This window comes from Sorangium sp. So ce321 (genome assembly GCF_051530195.1).
Taxonomy (GTDB): Bacteria; Myxococcota_A; Polyangia; order Polyangiales; family Polyangiaceae; genus Sorangium.
In genome coordinates this window covers 2,137,441-2,151,483 of the sequence record NZ_CP150329.1, presented here as the reverse complement: position 1 = coordinate 2,151,483, position 14,043 = coordinate 2,137,441, and the positions used below count along the sequence as shown (strand labels likewise).

General features: G+C 73.7%; 10 protein-coding genes. 1 reads left to right on the top strand and 9 read right to left on the bottom strand.

The window, feature by feature from the left end:
- Positions 1 to 18: 18 nt before the first annotated feature.
- From WME89_RS08330 to WME89_RS08320, 3 genes are all read right to left on the bottom strand, one after another.
- Positions 19 to 783: a ribonuclease HI gene (locus WME89_RS08330; RefSeq protein WP_438008692.1), complete on the bottom strand. Its 765-nt coding sequence runs from the start codon at positions 781 to 783 to the stop codon at positions 19 to 21.
- Positions 784 to 970: 187 nt separating this feature from the next.
- A complete protein-coding gene (locus WME89_RS08325; protein WP_438008691.1) occupies positions 971 to 3,088 on the bottom strand; it encodes a proprotein convertase P-domain-containing protein in 2,118 nt (705 codons plus the stop codon).
- Positions 3,089 to 3,342: 254 nt separating this feature from the next.
- On the bottom strand, positions 3,343 to 3,777 hold the full coding sequence (locus WME89_RS08320) for a hypothetical protein (RefSeq protein ID WP_438008690.1): 435 nt from the start codon (positions 3,775 to 3,777) through the stop codon (positions 3,343 to 3,345).
- A gap of 328 nt (positions 3,778 to 4,105) precedes the next feature.
- On the opposite strand from WME89_RS08320, the gene WME89_RS08315 reads away from it, so the two are divergent.
- A complete protein-coding gene (locus WME89_RS08315) occupies positions 4,106 to 4,573 on the top strand; it encodes a hypothetical protein (RefSeq protein ID WP_438008689.1) in 468 nt (155 codons plus the stop codon).
- Positions 4,574 to 4,633: 60 nt separating this feature from the next.
- On the opposite strand, the gene WME89_RS08310 is transcribed toward WME89_RS08315, so the two are convergent.
- The 6 genes from WME89_RS08310 to WME89_RS08285 form a co-directional block, all read right to left on the bottom strand.
- Positions 4,634 to 5,170 (bottom strand): lysophospholipid acyltransferase family protein, encoded by a 537-nt coding sequence (locus WME89_RS08310; RefSeq protein ID WP_438008688.1) that lies wholly within the window; start codon positions 5,168 to 5,170, stop codon positions 4,634 to 4,636.
- A gap of 364 nt (positions 5,171 to 5,534) precedes the next feature.
- Entirely contained in the window at positions 5,535 to 6,983 is a 1,449-nt protein-coding gene (locus WME89_RS08305) for a GuaB1 family IMP dehydrogenase-related protein (RefSeq protein ID WP_438008687.1), read from the bottom strand.
- Positions 6,984 to 7,117: 134 nt separating this feature from the next.
- Positions 7,118 to 8,428 (bottom strand): glycosyltransferase, encoded by a 1,311-nt coding sequence (locus WME89_RS08300; RefSeq protein ID WP_438008686.1) that lies wholly within the window; start codon positions 8,426 to 8,428, stop codon positions 7,118 to 7,120.
- Between the two features lie 23 nt (positions 8,429 to 8,451).
- On the bottom strand, positions 8,452 to 9,648 hold the full coding sequence (locus WME89_RS08295; RefSeq protein ID WP_438008685.1) for a glycosyltransferase: 1,197 nt from the start codon (positions 9,646 to 9,648) through the stop codon (positions 8,452 to 8,454).
- Positions 9,645 to 12,269 carry an efflux RND transporter permease subunit gene (locus WME89_RS08290; protein WP_438008684.1) on the bottom strand — a complete coding sequence of 875 codons (2,625 nt, stop codon included), beginning with the start codon at positions 12,267 to 12,269 and terminating at the stop codon, positions 9,645 to 9,647. The genes WME89_RS08295 and WME89_RS08290 overlap by 4 nt, the downstream gene beginning before the upstream one ends.
- A gap of 113 nt (positions 12,270 to 12,382) precedes the next feature.
- The gene (locus tag WME89_RS08285) at positions 12,383 to 13,972 is read right to left on the bottom strand and encodes a glycosyltransferase (protein ID WP_438008683.1); all 1,590 of its coding nucleotides are present in this window, start codon (positions 13,970 to 13,972) and stop codon (positions 12,383 to 12,385) included.
- Positions 13,973 to 14,043: the final 71 nt, after the last annotated feature.

Here is a 14,043-nt window from a genome sequence, read left to right as displayed (position 1 = left end):
CACGGCCGCCTCGCTGGCTCAGCTAGAGCCGGGATAGACCGTCCGCCGGGACGCGCGCTCGCGGACGGCCTCGCGCGCGAGCGCGTCGGCGCGCTCGTTGAGCAGCACGCCGGCGTGCCCCGGCACGTACACGAGGCGCGCGCGCGGGCGCGACGCGAGCACGCCGCGCAGCGACGCGATGAGCTCGGCGTTCGCCTTCGCCTTCCACCCCTTCTGGAGCACGCCGATCGAATACTGGCTGTCCGTGTGGATGACGATGGGCCGCTCCGGCTCTTCCACCTCCTCGAGCGACCGGAGGATGGCTGTCAGCTCCGCGATGTTGTTGGTCGCGGTGCCGAGGTACTCGCTGCGCTCGATCCGCCGGCCGCCGTCGATGACCACCACGCCGAGCCCGGCCGGCCCGGGGTTGCCCGAGCACGCGCCGTCGGCGTAGACGATGACGGCCCCTTCCGGCACAGGCGCCGCGGCGGTCGCCCCCCGCGCCGACGCCTTGCGCTGCGCGCGCGCTGGCCCGGACGCCGCCGGAGCGCCCGCGCCCCCCGCTCCCTCCGGCTGCTCGCCGGCGCGCGCCTTGACGACCGCCTCGGCGGGGCCGCAGGTGTCGTCGGGCAGCACCTTCGGGTCGACGATGGTCAGGTTCTCCGGGCGCGCCTTGTACCTGCGGCCGTCGTGCGGCTTGTAGCGGATCTCGACGCCGCCCCCCTCCTCCGGGGCCAGGGCGCCGGCGGCGTCCGCGCGGGCGTAGACGGTTTGACCTCGAAGCGATGCGCGAACCCAGGGCACGCGCGCACCCTGGCACGGATCGAGGGCCGCCGGTACGGGAGACCAGGCCAGGCGAGCGCGGCTGCTCACGCCGGACGGGCGCGGGAGATGCGAGGAATGGAGAGGCGCGCGCCGGTCCGCGCGCAGGCCGCGGAGCGCAAGGCGCCGCGGGTGCCGTCGCCGCGGGGGCGCCGCGCGCGCCGCGCGCTCAAGGGGCGATGCAGAGGGCGAGCGACCACGCGTCGAGCGTGCCGGAGTCGGAGCCGGCGTCGTCCCCGACCCGGAGCGTCCATGTGCCGTTCGCCGGCCCGGACAGGAGCGCCGCGAACGACGCCTCCGGGCGGTAGCAGCCGCGGAACGGCGCCATCGCCGCCCAGACCGGGGCCGCACAGCCCATATCGAAGATCGTCCCGCGGTAGTTGTCGCCGGAGCCCCCGTTGTCGCTCGAGACCTCGACCGTCGAGCCCGCCGGAGACGTGAGCGAGACGTCGATGTCCCCGTCGAACGGGTGCGTGATGTCGAGCTCCAGCGACACGCGCCGGATCACGCCGACCGACGGGACCGCGAGCACGCTCGAGACGGTCGAGCGATCCGCGACGTTCCTGGGCACGTCCGCGGACGACTGCACCCACAGCACCTGCCCGGGCGGGCAGTCGCCCACGACGTCCTCGCAGCCCAGCGCGCAGTCCGGGTCGTCGCAGTCCGTCTCGCCATCGAGGTCGTCGTCGTCCGCGTCACCGCAGTCGCGCTCCTTGGTGAAGGTGCACACGCTGGGCGAGCTCCGGCAGGTGTAGCCCGCCTCCACGGTGCACGTCGCGCTGCAGCCGTCGCCGCCCGACGCGTTCGCGTCGTCGCAGCCCTCGACGCCGGCCCGCACGAACCCGTCGCCGCACCGCGCGGCGCGGCACGTGATGGGGCAGCCGTCGGCGCTGTCGGTGTCGCCGTCGTCGCACTCCTCGCCGGCCCGGACCGCGCCGTCGCCGCAGCCCTCGAGGAGGCACGCGGGGCTGCACCCGTCGCCGGCGCTCCGGTTTCCGTCGTCGCACGCCTCGACGCCGGTGCGCACGAACCCATCCCCGCACGCCGCCCGCGCGCAGCTCGCCGGGCAGGCGTCGGTGTTGCTCGCGTTGCCGTCGTCGCACGCCTCCACGCCGGCCTGCACGAACCCGTCGCCGCAAGCGGCCGCCGCGCACGCCGCGAGGCACGCGTCGGTGTTGCTCGCGTTGCCGTCGTCGCACGCCTCGCTGGCGGCGTTGACGACGCCGTCCCCGCACGCCGGCGCGGCGCACTCCCCCGCGGCGCTGCACACGCCGCTCAGGCAGTCGCGCCCGTCCGCGCACCGCATGCCGGCGGCGCACCCGGCGCACGCCGGGCCGCCGCAGTCGATGTCCGTCTCGGCGCCGTTCCGGGCGACGTCGGTGCATGAAGGGAGGCACGTCGTCCCGGAGCACCGGCCGCCCAGGCAATCGTCGTCCACGGCGCACGCCTTGCCGGTGGCGCACGGCGGGCACGCCGGGCCGCCGCAGTCGCGGTCCGTCTCGGCCCCGTTCTTCGCGCCGTCGCTGCACGAGGACGCCGCGCACAGTCCGTCCCTGCAGATGCCGCTCCGGCAGTCGCCGTCGGCGAGGCAGGCGGCCAGGTCCGCGCACGGCACGCAGGCGGGGCCACCGCAGTCCGCGTCGGTCTCGTCCCCGTTCGCCACGCCATCACCGCAATCCGGCGCCACGCACCGGCTCGCGACACAGACGTTGCTCAGGCAATCGCCCGCGGCGAGGCACTCGACGCAGGCGCCGTCCCCGTCGCAGTAGCGACCTGCGGCCACGCCGGGGCCGCCGCAGACCGTGGCGGCCGGCGCCGGCGGGTTCGCCGGCGCGCCCGCGACGCAGACGTCCGCCGAGCACGGGTCTCCGTCGGAGAAGGCGTCGCGCTCGTCATCGAGCTCGATCACGGCGCCTTGCCCGTCGCAAACGCTCTTCTTGCAGTCGCCCGGGACCTGCTCGGCCACGGGCTTGCCCCGCGGCGCCGGGTCGAGGCCGCACCGGCCGCCGTCGCAGGTGCGCCGCTGGCACTCGCCGTCGACGCCGGGGCAGTCCGCGGCCGCGCCGCAGGGCGCCCCGCCGCCGCTGCCGTCTGCGCCGCCCCCGGCGTCCCCGCCGCCCCCGCCCCCGCCTCCGCCGGCGACGGTCCCGCCGCCGCTGGCCTCCGGGCCCTGCGATCTCCCTCCGCCATCGCAGCCGTGCGCGGCCACGGCGGCGGCGGCGATGACGAGCGGCGGCAGGACCCTCGTGAACGGAGCGCTTCTGAAGAGGTCCTCTGGCACTGACACCTCGATCTCCTCCGCGTCTCGCGGGAACGGCGATGTCTCGTCAAGGCCCGATCCGGGCCTGACGGACACGCACGCGGTCGATCATCAGCGCACTAGACTGATATGGAATCGAGAGGACGCCAGCAGCCATGAGGCTCAGGAGAGGCCTTATCCCGCGCGGCGCCCCGGACGTCTCGTCGACCGAGCTGCGCCGGGCGCATGGCGCGGCGCTCCGCGATCGACGCGGGCTCCGCGCGGCGCCCCGCGGGCGATCGCTAGTACTCGACGTCTTGCTTGAAGACGATCTCCGAGGACGGCGACTCGGGATTGGGGTTCTTCTCGACGGTGACGACGAGCTCGAACCGGGTGAGCGGCACGCTCGCGTCCTTGAGCTTCCCGGTGCGGTCCTCGACGTCGTAGTTGAGGGCGCCGACCCGCTGCCAGGGCGAATCGCTGTCCGGGCGCGCCCACACGACGAAGGCGGTGCTGGACGCGTCGAGGCGTTCCGGCGGCGGGAGGTTCTTCGCGTTGATGTCGAGGCGAGTCATGGCCGCGTCGAAGTTGACGTCGGCCACGACCACGGCGTCGGCGCCCGGCGCCTTCCCGATGCCCTGCGGCGTGTAGCGCAGCGGGCCGCCGCAGCCCGCCATCATCGCGCACGCGAACGCCACGACAGCGAGCCGCAGCACCTTCGATTCATATCCTCTCATCTCGGTAGATCCTCCTTCGTCCCTCTGCTGCGGGCGAAGACGCCTCGCGAGGCCGCCAGCACCGGCCGGCGGCCGAAACAGTCGCGACATCATAGCCGCTCCGTCGCGCCGACGGCGCTCGCCGATGCGGGACGGCGACCGAGCGCGCCGGAGCGCCGGCCGCCCTGGATGGCGGGCGCGGCGCGCTCCGGGACCGGCCGCCGCGGCCGCGCAGCCCCGGCCGCACCGCGGCGCGGCGCACGGTCCGGTCTCGGGGATCGGCGGACGGCGCGGGGCCGAACGATCGGATGGCGAAGCGCCGCCCATCGACTAAAGTCCCGAAATCGAGATGGATTTGGCACACACAAGGCTCGGAGCGCGGGGCGACCGCTGGTCGACGTCGCGGGGGGTCCTGGATATTCGCACGCCCGCGTCCGACGTCGTCACGCGGCGCTTCGAGGGGTACGCGACGCTCGACCTCATCGAGCCGGCGGTCAGGCACCTGGAGACCCTCATCGACTCGGGCCTGCACCCCATCGTGTTCAACGATCTCGAGCTCGGCACCGGCTACGACAGCGACGTCCGCGCCAAGCTCACGGCGTGGCACCTGCGGAACCCTGACAAGCTGAAGGAGGTCCATATCCTCGTCCGGCCAGGGCTCATCGCCATGGGCGTCACCGTCGCCAACCTCGCGACGGGCGGCAAGTTCGTCGTGTACACGGATCGCTCGACCTACGAGTGGACGCTCGCGGGCGTCCTGACGGCGAGGATCACGGCGGGGCCCGTCTCATCGGTGCGCGCGCCGTCGCCGCGCTGACGCGCGCTCCTGCCAGCGCGCAGCCGGCGCGCGGGTGGCTCGCGCGCCGCCGGCCCGGGCTCACGGGTGCTGCACGGCCCCGTTCGCCGGGGCGCTCCTCGCGCCGAGCGTGATCTCGCTCATCCGGCTCGCGTGCTTTCCCTCGATGCCCTCGTAATGGCGGCGGATCGCCGCCATGTCGGCCTCGATATCGCCCGTCGGGTAGAAGACGTGGAGGATCCCGCCTCGCTTCCGGGGGAAATCGAGGTAACCGAGGAGGATCGGGACGCCGGCGCCGAGCGCCACGTAATAGAAGCCCGTCTTCCACCGCTTGGTGCGCGAGCGCGTGCCCTCGGGCGCGATGATCAGATGGAGCTCGTCGCGCTGCTTGAGCACGTCGACCACGGCCGCGACGAGGTTGTTCCGGTCGCGGCGGTCGACGGGGACGCCGCCGAGCCACCTGAAGAACCAGCCGAACGGCGGCTCGAAGAGGGTGTGCTTGCCGAGCCACGAGAACTCGAGGTCGAGCACGTAGCTCACCGCGAGCGTGAACGGGAAGTCCCAGTTCGATGTGTGAGGCCACGCGATCAGCACCGCCTTCGGCGGGAGATCCTTCACGCCCTCCACGCGCCAGCCGAATACAGAGAGCCAGGTATGGCCGACCCCCCGGCGAATCGCACGGCGGGCGGCTGAAAAACGCGGGGCAGGTTCGCTCGGCATGGATGACCTCGACGGCTAAGCAGCCGGAGGTTCGTCGTGGACCGAGTGGATGTCACGTCACGCTTCCGTCATCCCTCCCCCGCGACAACACCAGCGCGACGCCGCCGTCAGTCGTCACCGCCGCCCCCGCGCGCGCACGGCGCTGAGCGCTCGACGTCGCGCGCTCAGCGTCGCGCGCTCAACGTCGCGCGCTCAACGTCGCGCGCTCAACGTCGCGCGCTCAACGTCGCGCGCTCAACGTCGCGCGCTCAACGTCGCGCGCTCAACGTCGCTCCAGGCCGTGCGGCTTGCCCTCGCCGTAGCCGGCCAGCGTCTGCACCCCGATGACGGCCTTGTCGTGGAGCTCGTCGAGGTTCGCCGCGCCGGCGTAGGTGCACGCCGACTGCACGCCGGTGATCATCTCGATCAGGATGGCGCCGACGCTCTCGCGCCCCTCGTGGATGTAGATGCGCGACGTCGAGATGCCCTCGCGGAAGAAGACCTTCTTGGCCCGCTCGAACGGGTCGAGGTCGGCGGTGCGCTCGCTGACCGCGCGCGCGCTCGCCATGCCGTAGTTCTCCTTGTAAAGCAGTCCGTCGCGGTCCTCCATCACGTCGCCCGGGCTCTCGTACGTGCCGGCGAGGGTCGTGCCGACCATGACGCGCGAGGCGCCGGCGGCGAGGTAGAGCGCCACGTCGCGCGGGTGCCGCACGCCGCCGTCGGCCCAGACGCGCTTGCCGTGACGGCTGGCCTCGCGGGTGCACGCGAGCACCGAGGAGAACGTCGGCCGCCCGGCGCCGGTCTGCATGCGCGTCGTGCACATCGCGCCGGGGCCGACGTTCACCTTCACGATGTCCGCGCCGGCCTCGATGAGCTCCCGCGTGCCCTCCGCCGTACAGACGTTGCCGGCCACGAGCGGGACGGCGTCGCCGACCGCGGCCCGCACCGCCCGGACCGCCTCGATCATCCGGCGCTGGTGGCCGTGCGCCGTGTCGAGCACGATCGCGGAGACGCCGATCTCGAGCAGCCGGGCGGCGCTCTGGGCCGCCTGCGCCGAGATGCCGAGCGCGGCCGCGACCATGAGCTCGCCGCGGTCGTCGCGCGTCGGCTTGAGCAGCTCCAGGCGCACGGCGTCGTCGCGGGTCAGCACGCCGTGGAGCCGCCCCTCGGCGTCGAGCACGGGCACCGCCTTCACGCGCGCGTCCTCCATCAGCAGGAACGCCGTCCGGTTCGGCGTGCCGGCCGGGATCGTGATGAGGCGCGACGACATGAGCGCGGACGCGGGCGTGTACTGGTCGCGGTTGCGCAGGTCGGCGTGGGTGACGATGCCGATCGGGCGGCGCTCGTCGTCGACCACGACCACCATGTCGTGCGACCGCTTCCGGATGATGCCGTGCACGTCGCGGAGCGTCGCCCGCGGCGAGACCGAGAGCGGCGTGTCGTACCGCGGGTCCGCGCGCTTGATGTGGCGGACGATGCGCTCGACCGTGTCGAGATCCATGTCCTGCGGGAGCACGCCGAGGCCGCCGAAGCGGGCCATCGTCTCGGCCATCCGCTTGCCGGTGACAGCGTTCATGTTGGCGGAGACGATCGGGTGCGAGCCCCCGGGGAAGTCCGTCGGGCGCAGATCGGTGTCGAGGCGGGAGCCTCCGGCGAAGTACCCGGGGGTCAGGAACACGTCTTCGAGGGCGAGCTCCAGGTTCTCGTCACGCTCGGGGTGCAGAAAGCGCATGCAGGGCTCCGATCAGGGGTGGTGGCCACGCGGCCACGCGGCGACGGCGGCCGCGCGCCAGTCTAGAGCACGACCGGCGCCGCCGCGCCGGCGCGCCGGCCACGAGATCCCGCGCCGGCGGCGTGCCCCGCGGCTCAGCCGGCGCGGCCGCTGTCCGCCGCCCGGATCACGCCGTCCAGGATCTCGGCGATCCTGGCCGCGGCCGCCTCGGACGAGAGCTCGCGCGGCGGCTCCACCGGGACAGGCAGCGCGCCCGTCTCCCGGAAGCGCGCGAGGTGGCGCGCGAGCGCGGCGGCGACGCCGTCGATGTCGTCCGGCGCGACGCGCGCGTTGTCGCTCCGGTACGCGAGCAGCTCGTCGAGCTCCCGGGTCGCGATGGCGCTGACCATCGGCATCCCGGACGCGATGTAGTCGTACGTCTTGGCGGAGATGCGGAGCACGACGTGGGGGCTGCACATCGTGAACAGCACGTGCGCCCGCCTGAGCTCCCCGAGCACCTCGCGCTGCGGGATCGCGGGGAGCGCCTCGACGAACGGCGCGAGCCCCATCCGCTCGAAGCAGGCGCGATCGTAGTCGGACATCCGGCCGATCTGCCGCAGCACGACGTCGCCTGGCGCGAGCCGCTCGCGGTCGATCAGCCGGCGCAGCGCGGCCCCGATCAGCTCGGCGGAGGCCTCCTCCCGCAGGGTGCCGAGGTGCAGGATCACGAAGCGGCGGGGCGGCTCGGGCGCGGGCGCGGGCGCGTACAGCGAGAGGTCGAAGTGGTTCCGCACGACCGAGGACTTCCCGAGGAGCCCGGGGAAGCGCGCGCGGTACGCCTCGAGCGCGGCCTGCGTGTTGAGGATCACGTGATCGGCGGCCTCCAGCCAGCGCCGCTCCAGGCGCGGCACGATCGCGCGCCGCGCCCGCTCGGCCAGGCCGGACGGCGGGCCGTTCCCCGTCTCGTGGAGCGAGTAGGGGTCGCGCAGGTCGAGGACGAGCGGCACGCCGAGCTTCCGCTTCACGTACACGCCGACGGGGCAGGCCGAGTAGGGGCCGGCGCTCACCACCACGGCCCGCGCGCCGGTGCGGCGGGCGGCGGCGACCGCCGCCCGCGCCCCGTGCGGCGCGTGCGCGATCCAGCGATCCGTGAGCGCCTGGAACGGGCGGAGCCCCACGAGCGGCCGCGCGCGGGGTGGCCCCGCGAGCGGCGCCCGCGCGCGCAGGGCGCGGACCGCGGCCTCCGCGGCGAGGACCGCCGGATCCAGGTACTCGTCGACGACCTCCACCTCGGGCGGCAGCGCGGCGAGGAGCCCTTCATCGCGCGGATCCTCGGGGAAGGTCCCCGACAGGACGGCCGGGCGGAAGCCGTGGCGCGGCAGGTGCCGCGCGAGCTTCACCCAGCGGAAGGCGCCCACGCTCGTCTGGGGCGCGAAGGCGGGCGAGATCACCAGGAGCGGGCGCACGGTCGCGGGATCCATCGCGCGGGTCAGGCGTCGCGGGGCCGCTGCGCGCCGGCTCCGCGCCCCTGCGCGAGCAGGTCCGCGTACAGCGCGAAGAGCGCGTCGAAGTGCTCGTCGCTGGCGGGCAGCCGCTCGCCCGCGGCGCGGGCCGCCGCGACGCGCTCGCCCCGGGGGCGCTGCAGCATCCGCTCGATCGCGGCGGCGACCTCGGCGGCCGGGACGCGCGGCGGGTAGGCCTCGGCGGCGCCGGGGCTCACGAAATCCATCGCCGCGCCGGACGCGGGGACGACCAGCGGCAGGCCCGAGCAGAGCGCCTCGCCCAGCACGAAGCCGAACGTCTCGGCGGCGCCGCCGTGGACGAACACGTCGGCGCTGGCGAGCAGCGCCGCGTAGGCGGCGCGGTCCTTCGCGAAGCCGAGGAAGCTCACCTGCGGCAGGCTGGCCGCGCGGCGCTCCAGGCGCGCCCTCTCGGGCCCGTCGCCGAGCACCGCCAGCGCCACCGGGCGCCGCGCCGCGAGCTCCCGCGCGGCGTCGATCACGAGCGCGACCCGCTTCTCGACGGCGAGCCGGCACGCGACGAGGAGCAGCGCGGCCGACGGCTCGTCCGCGAACCGGCCGAGCAGGCTCCGCCGCACCGCGTCGTCCGCGCGGGAGGGATCGAACGACTCGCGCCGCACGCCGAAGGTGACGCGGTGGACGCGCTCGCAGCCGTGCGCGCGGAGCTGCTCGGCGATGAACGTCCCGGGGGCGATCGTCGCGTCGAAGCGCCGCGACAGCGCCCGCGGCCAGGCGAACAGCGCGCCCTCGACGGCGCGCGCGATCGCGCGCGGGCGCACCCGGTCGAGCAGCGGCGCGGCGTACGTGCTGATCTGGTCGGAGTGGTACACGAACGTGCGGAGCGGGACCGAGCGCTCGGTCGCGGCGACCAGCGCGGCCGTGTACGGCGCGCTCGCCTGCAGCACGTCGGGCGCCTCGCGGCGGATGATCGCGCGCACCGCGCCGAGCCGCAGGAGCGCGTGGTAGGTCGGGTCGTACGGCATCGGCGGGCCGGCCACCCGCACGATGCGCCCTCGCTCGAGCTGCACGACCTCGTCCCGGGGCCCGGGCGCCACGACGACCACCTCGTGGCCGCGCCGGCTGCCCTGGCGCACGAGCTCCTCGAGGTACGACCGCACGCCGCCCCCGCGCGACGAGAAGAACTCCGCGACGTCGAGGATCTTCATGAGTGGCTGCTCCCTCTCCAGAGGAGGCCGCCCTTCCACATGCCCCGCAGCGCCGCGGTGCGGTTCATCACGTGGAGCAGCGCCGGGAGGAACAGGAGGGCGCTCGCCACGCACGCGATCTCGCCGCTCACCGCGACCCAGCCGAACGAGTTCAGCGCCTGGTTGTCGGCGAAGACGAGCGACCCGTAGCCCAGCACGGTCGTGTAGCTGCAGAGCGCCACCGGCCCGGCCGAGCGCTTCAGCGCGAGCGTCACGTCGCCGCCGAGCAGCCGCGCGCGGTCGAAGACGTTGAACGGGTACTCGGCGCCGATGCCGAACGTGATCGGGAGCGCGATGAAGTTCAGGAAGTTGATCTTCACGTCGAGCAGCGCCATCGCGACCGCCGTCCCGAGCACGCCGAGCACCAGGGACGACAGCACCGAGAACGCGCCCATCAGGCTGCCTGTCGCGAGCACCACCACGGCCGTGACGGCCAGGAACGACACCGCCGTCGCCAGCGGGCCGTCGCGCTCCATCGACCGGATCATCTCGGCGAAGACCGTCGGCCTGCTGGCCGTGACGACGTGCGTACCGTCGGGGAGGACCACGTTGCCGGTCGTGTTCGCCATCCGGAGGAGGTTCTTGCCGTTCGAGAACGAGACGTCGTTCTTGTACTTCACGTAGAACACCGTGCCCACGACGCCGTTGTTCTCCTCGAACCGGCGCCGGATGAGGTCGGGCAGGTCCTGGGGCGTGATCACGCGCAGCGTCTCCGGCGGCTTCATGAGCAGGACGCGCTCCTGCTCCTCGGGGGTCAACGCCCGCAGCACGCGCGGGGTCAGCCGGCTCCGGATCTGCTCCAGGATCTCGATCTTCCGGCGCTGCTCCTCGGGGGTGCCGGGGAGGGCGTCGGCGATGGTCGCGACGTCGGCCACGAGCTTGCCCTGCGGGTCCTTCGCGTCGTTCGCCAGGATCTGCGCCTTGATGGCCGGCACCTGCTCGGGGGTGTCCGCGAGCATCATCGCGCCCGCCACGTTCATCTTGCCGCCGAAGACCTCGGACGCCTTGACCGACCAGCTCCCCGCGCCCCGCTCCCGCGAGCTCTTCGAGCCGAGGCGCGCGAAGTTGTACTCCCACGGGTCCCTCACGTACGCGGGGAGCACCCACGCCGCGAGGACCAGGGTGATCGGCGCGACCGCGAGGATCACGCCCGGCCACCGCCGCGTCACGCGCGCGAGCGTCCGCGCCCCAGGCCCGGCGGCGCCCTCCTCCGAGACGCGCGGCACCGGATCGCGCAGCCAGCTCGGGAGCCGCGACTGGACGCGCTCGATCGCGACGAGCGTCGCGGGCACGAGGGGCACGATGGAGGCCCACACCATGAGCATCCCGACGAAGCCGATCATGCCGAACTGGCTGAAGCCGCGGAAGTGCGTGATCGTGAGCGATCCGTAGGCGATCGCCGCCACGCTGGCCCCGACGAGCTCGGCCCGGAACGCGTTGACGACCGCCTCGCGCCGCGCCTCGTCCGCCGCCATGCCGCGCGCGCGGAAGTCGCGGTACCGCGACAGGAGCACGATCGGGTAGTTGACCCCGTTGCCGACGATGATCGCCCCGAGGAACGCGCCGACCGTGTTGACGTAGCCGTACGTCGCCGTCGCGAACGCGTAGCCGGCGCTCGCGCCGAACGCCGTGGGCAGGGCGATCACGACGATCGACCAGGGCGAGCGGTAGTAGACGACCACGCCCGCGAGGATCAGCACCAGCGCGATGACGGTGGCCCACACCGCCTCGCTGACGAGCGACCGCTGCTCGGCGATCGCGTTCGGGATGTCGCCCGCGTACCCGACCTGCATGGCCGGGTGGAACTTCGCGGGCTCGAGGCCGCCGACGAGCGCGGTCACCTGGTCGAGGAGCTGGGCCGCGCTGCGATCGCCCATCCCGGCGCTGCGCGAGACGATCCGGATCGCGACCATGCGCCCGTCCGGCGTGGAGAAGTAGCCGCTCGGGAACTCGTCGATCTTCTTCAGCCGCCGCTCGAGCTCCGCCCACGTTTCGTCGAGCGGCAGGCCCTTCTTGGCCGGCGCGCCCGCCGCCTGACCCCCGCTCGCGCCGCCGCCCTCGCCGGTGTCCAGGTCGTCGATGAGGCCGCTCCTGAGCGCGAGCTCCAGCTCGATCGCCTCGTCCGCCTGCTCGAGCTCGCGGACGCCCGCGTAGAGCCACTTGTTCGCGTCGAAGAAGCGGCGCACCTCCTTGGTGCCGGACTCCATGTAGCGGATGAGCGACGCCGGCCCGCACGCCTGTCGGCACGCGTCGTCGGCGCACGCCGCGAGGCAGGCCGCGCGCCGCCGCAGCGGCTCCTCGAGCTGCTCCGAGAGCGCGTCGATGAACCGCTCGTTGGCGGCGCGATCCGGCGACTCGGCGATCACGATGAGCTGCGCGCCGCCGTCGACGCGCCTGGCCTGGCGCTCGTAGGCCATGAACGCCGGGCTGTCGCTCGGCAGGAGCTCCCGGAGCTCCGTGCGCAGCTCGAGCCGCGACGCGTAACCCCAGAGCCCCGCCATGGCGGCGATCGCCAGGCCGATCACGAGCCAGGGACGGCGCCCGCTGAAGTCGACGAGCGCCCCGATCATCCTCAGAACCATGCGAAGAACACCTCGAGCCGGCGCCGGGGAGGCCCGGCGCGGGGCAGGTCTACCATGCGCGCGTCGCGCGGAACGACGGCGAGCGCGCCGCCTCGCGCAGAATCACGCGCAAATTACGCGCAAAACGATGGCTGGATCCCCTTCGGCCGCGGCGCCGCCGCCGGCCTCAGGTGGCCGAACGCGAAGAGGCCGCCGGTGACGCCCACCCAGGAGCGGAAGTGCCGGAAAGTCTCCAACCACTGGAGCGCCTTCGGCCCGTCGACGAGCGGGCGGATGCCCGACTGCGCCGCGTGCTCGCGCGCGTTCACGAACGCGTTCGCGAGCATCCTCTGGACCACGTGCGGCGAGGAGCGCTCGCGCGCGCGCTGCGCGGCCGCGCTCCCGAGCCGCGCGGCGGCCTGCGGATCGCGCGCGATCGCGAGCGCCGCGTTGCCGAACGCGGCGTTCGCCTTGTCCTCGGCGAGCGCGCCGCGGCCCGGATCGAGCAGCAGGCCGTTGTAGCCGCTCTGGATCTGCGAGCTCACGCCCATGCCGTCGGCGAACGCGACGGTCGGGGAGCCACACCAGAGCGCCTCGCTGAGCACGTTGCCGAACGTCTCGCTGAGCGACGCGTGCAGGAACGCTGTCGCGTGCCGGTAGTAGTCCGAGATGCGGCTGTACGGCACCTCGCCCGTCATGATCACGCGGCGGGCGACGCCGAGCTCCCGCGCCAGCGCCGCGTACGCCGCGCTGTCCGGCCCGTCGCCGACGAGCGTGAGCGTCGCCTGCGGGTGGTGCGGCGCGATGTGCTCGGCGAAGATGCGGATCAGCCGGTGCTGCGACTTCTCGCGGGTGTGGCGCCCGGCGCAGACGAAGCGCGGGCCGCGCGGGTCGAGCCCGCGCTCCTCGAGGAGCGGCGCGTACGGGTCGGGGCCGAGCTGGCGATCGAACACGTCCTCCGGCACCATCCGCGGGATGACGTGGATGGGCACCGCCACCCCCCGTTCGCGCCAGTAGTCGCGCAGGCCCTCGCTCAGCACGACGAGCCCGTCGCCCTGGTTGTACAGGTCCACGAAGAGGCGCTCCATCGGCGCGCGCAGCGTCTTGTGGAGCACCGTGTGGACCGCGCCGATCCGGGAGATGCGCTCCGGAAGGAGCACGTCGTACGCGGCCGCGAGGTGCGTCGTGTTCACGCAGAGCAGCGGGGTGCCGCGCATCTTGCGCAGCCAGATGCCGAACTCGACCAGGAGCGTCGTGGTCTGGGCAAAGCAGATGTCAAAATCCCACCGCATGGGATCGAAGACCGCCGAATCCAGGGGAATGGGCAGGTGCACCCCCGGGTAGGTGCGCAGCGGCAGGCTGGGCAGGGCGATGGTGCCCGGAGGAATCTCGTCGGCCGTGGCGTCCGGATCCCGGGGTCCGATCAGTGTTGCCTGGTGACCACAGGTGTTGAGCGCGCGATACAGGGCCCGGGTCTGGAAGACGGCCCCGTTCGCGTAAGGAATGCGCGTGAAGTCGCTGAGGATGGCGACCTTGAGCGGCCGCCCGTTGGCTCCGGAGAGGGCAGCGAATGGATTTTCCGGAATAGCCGCTTGCGCTTGCGCCCTGGCGAAGGAATGCCCTCCCCGCGCCGGGCCCGTCGACGGGGTGTGGCGCACCGACGCGATCACCTCGTGCTGTGCGCGATCGCCGCGGTGCTCACCGAGCGGCCGAATTGCATCCATGGTCATCTTCGTTGCTCCTTCGAGAAGCGGCGCGAACCGTGATCGACGACCGATGCGCGCAGCGCGACGGG

What these genes read in the sequence shown, in the direction of transcription:
- WME89_RS08320 (WP_438008690.1), bottom strand. Translation starts at nt 3,777, where the DNA reads ATGAGAGGATATGAATCGAAGGTGCTGCGGCTCGCTGTCGTGGCGTTC.
- WME89_RS08315 (WP_438008689.1), top strand. Translation starts at nt 4,106, where the DNA reads ATGGATTTGGCACACACAAGGCTCGGAGCGCGGGGCGACCGCTGGTCG.
- WME89_RS08305 (WP_438008687.1), bottom strand. Translation starts at nt 6,983, where the DNA reads ATGCGCTTTCTGCACCCCGAGCGTGACGAGAACCTGGAGCTCGCCCTC.
- WME89_RS08295 (WP_438008685.1), bottom strand. Translation starts at nt 9,648, where the DNA reads ATGAAGATCCTCGACGTCGCGGAGTTCTTCTCGTCGCGCGGGGGCGGC.
- WME89_RS08290 (WP_438008684.1), bottom strand. Translation starts at nt 12,269, where the DNA reads ATGGTTCTGAGGATGATCGGGGCGCTCGTCGACTTCAGCGGGCGCCGT.
- WME89_RS08285 (WP_438008683.1), bottom strand. Translation starts at nt 13,972, where the DNA reads ATGGATGCAATTCGGCCGCTCGGTGAGCACCGCGGCGATCGCGCACAG.